The sequence below is a fragment of the Paenibacillus ihuae genome (assembly GCF_001368795.1).
GTDB classification, from domain to species: domain Bacteria; phylum Bacillota; class Bacilli; order Paenibacillales; family Paenibacillaceae; genus Paenibacillus_AQ; species Paenibacillus_AQ ihuae.
Map to the genome: position 1 here is coordinate 1,207,728 of NZ_LN831198.1, position 3,446 is coordinate 1,211,173.

The window sequence follows — 3,446 nt, forward strand, 5'->3', positions numbered from 1 at the left end:
GAAGCTCCCGCACCCAGCTCCGGTCATCGCCGTCGCCCGGGATGCCGCGTTCAATTTCTACTACGCCGACAATCTGGAACTGCTGGCTCGTGCCGGAGCGCGGCTGGTTGAGTTCAGCCCGCTGCGCGGAGATGGCATCCCGCCTGAGGCAGACGGCATTTACCTCGGCGGCGGTTTCCCTGAGGAGTTCGCTGCTGAAATTGCCGGCAATGAGACCTTTCTTACAGGCCTTAGAGCTGCTGCAGGCCAGGGAATGCCGCTGTATGCGGAATGCGGCGGATACATGGTGCTGGCCCGCACACTTACCGACCGTGCCGGAGCTGTTCATAAGATGGCTGGGGTAATACCAGCGCATGCAGTTATGCAGGAACGCCGTGCGGCACTCGGTTACCGAGAGGTTACTGCGCTGCAGGACAGCCCCCTGCTTAAGCAGGGAGAGCGCCTGCGCGGCCATGAATTTCATTACTCCGTGATGAGCTACGAATCAGGGGAACCCCGGTCCTATGCCTATGAGACCAAGGGAAGGGGAGGCGTTCATCCTGAGGGGTATCACAAGGGGAATGTCATGGCTGCCTATACGCATATTCATCTGGCCTCTCATCTACCGGCGGCGGCACGGCTGGTGGCGGCATGCCGCAGCTATTTGCGCGGAAAAAGACTTTAAGTGAAGGATGCAGCAGCCTGCCCGGGTATTCCGGGTATGGAACAGCATCTTTTTTTGCTTTTCAGAGATATATGTCAACCGCTTGTCATATGAACAGCAGCCACGTATAATTATTTCAGTAGAGCGCTTTATTATCGGAATTATAACGGAGAAGCCGGTGATCCGGCTTTGCCGCTCATAACGAAGGGAGACTGCTGCAGTGAGAATACTGGGAGCAATTGAAGCAGGGGGAACAAAGTTTGTATGTGGGGTCGGGCATGAAGACGGTACAATTATCGAGCGGGTAAGCTTTCCTACGACTACCCCACAGGAGACGATGGGTCTGGTGCTGGACTATTTTACCGGCAAGAATGTAGAGGCGATCGGAATTGGTTCGTTCGGACCGATTGATCCGGTGCTTGGCAGTCCCACCTATGGGCACATCACCACTACCCCTAAACCCCACTGGGGAGGATATAATCTCGTCGGTGCTGTGGCCGGACAATTTCAGGTGCCGGTTGGTTTCGATACGGATGTGAACGGTGCTGCACTGGGCGAATATACTTGGGGCGCTGCGCAAGGACTGGACAGTTGTCTATATATTACTGTCGGAACAGGCATCGGAGCAGGTGCGGTTGCCGGAGGAGAGCTGATTCACGGCTTGTCCCATCCGGAAATGGGGCATATTCTCGTTCCCCGGCATCCCGAGGATACTTACAGCGGCTTCTGTCCTTATCACGGGGATTGCCTGGAAGGCCTGGCTGCGGGTCCGGCCATCGGCAGCCGCTGGGGCAAGCCTGCCGGGGAGCTCCCGGCGGATCATCCGGCCTGGGCGATGGAGGCTCACTATCTGGCCCATGCTCTGATGAACTATGTGCTGATCCTGTCTCCGCAAAGAATCGTTATGGGCGGCGGTGTCATGAAGCAGAGCCAGCTGTTTCCCCTGATTCATGCCAAGCTGCAGGAGCTGCTCAGCGGGTATGTCCAGCATCCTGCGCTGAATGCAGAAATCGGCAGCTATATCGTTCCGCCGCAGCTTGGCGACAATGCCGGGCTTTCCGGGGCGTTTGGTCTTGCCAAGCTGGCACTCGCCAGAGCGTAGCATAAAAAGAGATTGACTGTACGGAAATTTATGGTATTGTAGGATTCAACAGTATAGCATTCAGAGGAAGCACCTCTTTCACGATTATCGTGAAAGAGGTGCTTTTTGTGCGTTCAGAAGATGTATTGGAGCTGCGGAGGCTCCGGTTACACCGGGGCCTCCGGCCGGCGCAGCGATCATGCTTGCTGTAAGACGAGAAAGGTAGGGATTGATATGCAGATTGTATTTATGAACCGCTTATGCAGAATATCTGGAGTAGAACAGGAGATTTTTGCCCAGCTTTGGATTGGCGAGGAGGAGGGAGTGTGGCGCCTGGGATGGAAGGATTTTGCAGGCGGTCTTGAAACGGATGAGCATATCTGGTATGAGGGCGGCTCGTGGAATGAAATGCTCTGCGTCTACAGGCATGAGCTGGCGGTGAAGATGGGGGCCGGCTACCGTCCGCTGATTGACGGTGTGTTTCACGATGAGGAAAACCTGGCCCAGCGCAGCCGTGAGCAGCTGCAGCTGCAGTATTACAGTGAACATCACGGCAATGAGGCTGTCTATGAGGAACTATGCTCCTGGCGCCGGGGCAAGGCATCCAGTGAACGTAAAGCGCCGTATATTCTTGCCAGTAACCGGTTGCTGCGTATGCTCAGCGCCTACCTGCCCCGCACGCCTGAGGAGCTGCTGCAAATTCCTGGTGTCGGGGAAGGAAAAGCTTCGCAGCATGGCGGGGATTGGCTGAATATCACTGCTGCTGTACCCCGGGAGCACAATTATCCGCTGAATTGGGTGTTTGAAGCAGTAAATGATGAGGAATTCTCCTCTTGGCTTTTTAAGCAGAAAGAGATCAAATATAAGAAGCAGCTGGAACGTTTGCGATTGCGGCGGATCCTGCTTCAGGGCATTGAGAATGGTCTGGACATGGAGCAGCTGAAGGCATCCAGCGGAGTCAGCCGCCGTGAAGTGCTCGAATCTGTTGAAGAGCTGGAGAAGGAGGGGTATTCAGTGGAGAAGCTGATTGAGCTTGAGTTAAGGGAAGTTACGGAGGATGAGCAGAACCGCATTTGGACTGCCTATGAGCTGATGGGTGATTCCTATCTGAAGCCAGCGCTTTATAAAGCTTACGGGGAGAATTTCTCGCCGGCAGAGGGGCTGGATTTGTATTATGAACGCCTGCGGCTGATCCGCATCCGTTACCGCCGTATACAGGAAGCGGGCATGGGAATTGCGACGAGTTTTTAATCAGGTGCTCTATCACGTCCCGTTTAGGAATCAGCACCTATTTGCGTTATGATACTGGTAAGCGCGATTACAAAAGGAGCGATTCTTATGATTGTGACGTTAACAGTTAATCCAAGTGTGGATGCCAGCACCAGCATTGAAAAGGTAGTTCCGGACCACAAACTCCGCTGCCGGGAAGCCTCGTATAAACCGGGCGGGGGCGGGATCAATGTGGCCCGGGCGATCCGCAGATTGGGTGGAGAATCCTTAGCCCTTTATGCCTCGGGTGGTCTGCATGGACAATTGCTGCATCAAATGCTTGAGCAGGAGGGCGTGCGCCATCAGGAGATCCCCATTTCAGGGCAGACGCGGGAAAATCTGATCGTCGTTGAGGAATCAACGGGCCAGCAGTTCCGCTTTGACATGCCGGGTCCGCGTTTTATTGAAGGGGACTGGATGCAGTGCCTGGAGCAGCTGCGGGCCTTAACGGAG

At 54.9% G+C, this 3,446-nt stretch carries 3 protein-coding genes and 1 pseudogene; all 4 read left to right on the top strand.

The features are described from left to right. Positions 1 to 664: pseudogene (locus AQR02_RS05310) on the top strand (cobyrinate a,c-diamide synthase); the annotation flags it as partial. Positions 665 to 863: 199 nt separating this feature from the next. Next, positions 864 to 1,745 (top strand): ROK family protein, encoded by an 882-nt coding sequence (locus tag AQR02_RS05315; protein ID WP_054939682.1) that lies wholly within the window; start codon positions 864 to 866, stop codon positions 1,743 to 1,745. A 213-nt stretch (positions 1,746 to 1,958) separates the two neighbouring features. Further along, complete coding sequence (locus tag AQR02_RS05320; protein ID WP_054942003.1) at positions 1,959 to 2,975, top strand: HRDC domain-containing protein; 1,017 nt, start codon at positions 1,959 to 1,961, stop codon at positions 2,973 to 2,975. An 87-nt stretch (positions 2,976 to 3,062) separates the two neighbouring features. Continuing rightward, on the top strand, positions 3,063 to 3,446 hold a 384-nt coding region (locus AQR02_RS05325; protein WP_245237142.1), incomplete at its 3' end, for a 1-phosphofructokinase family hexose kinase.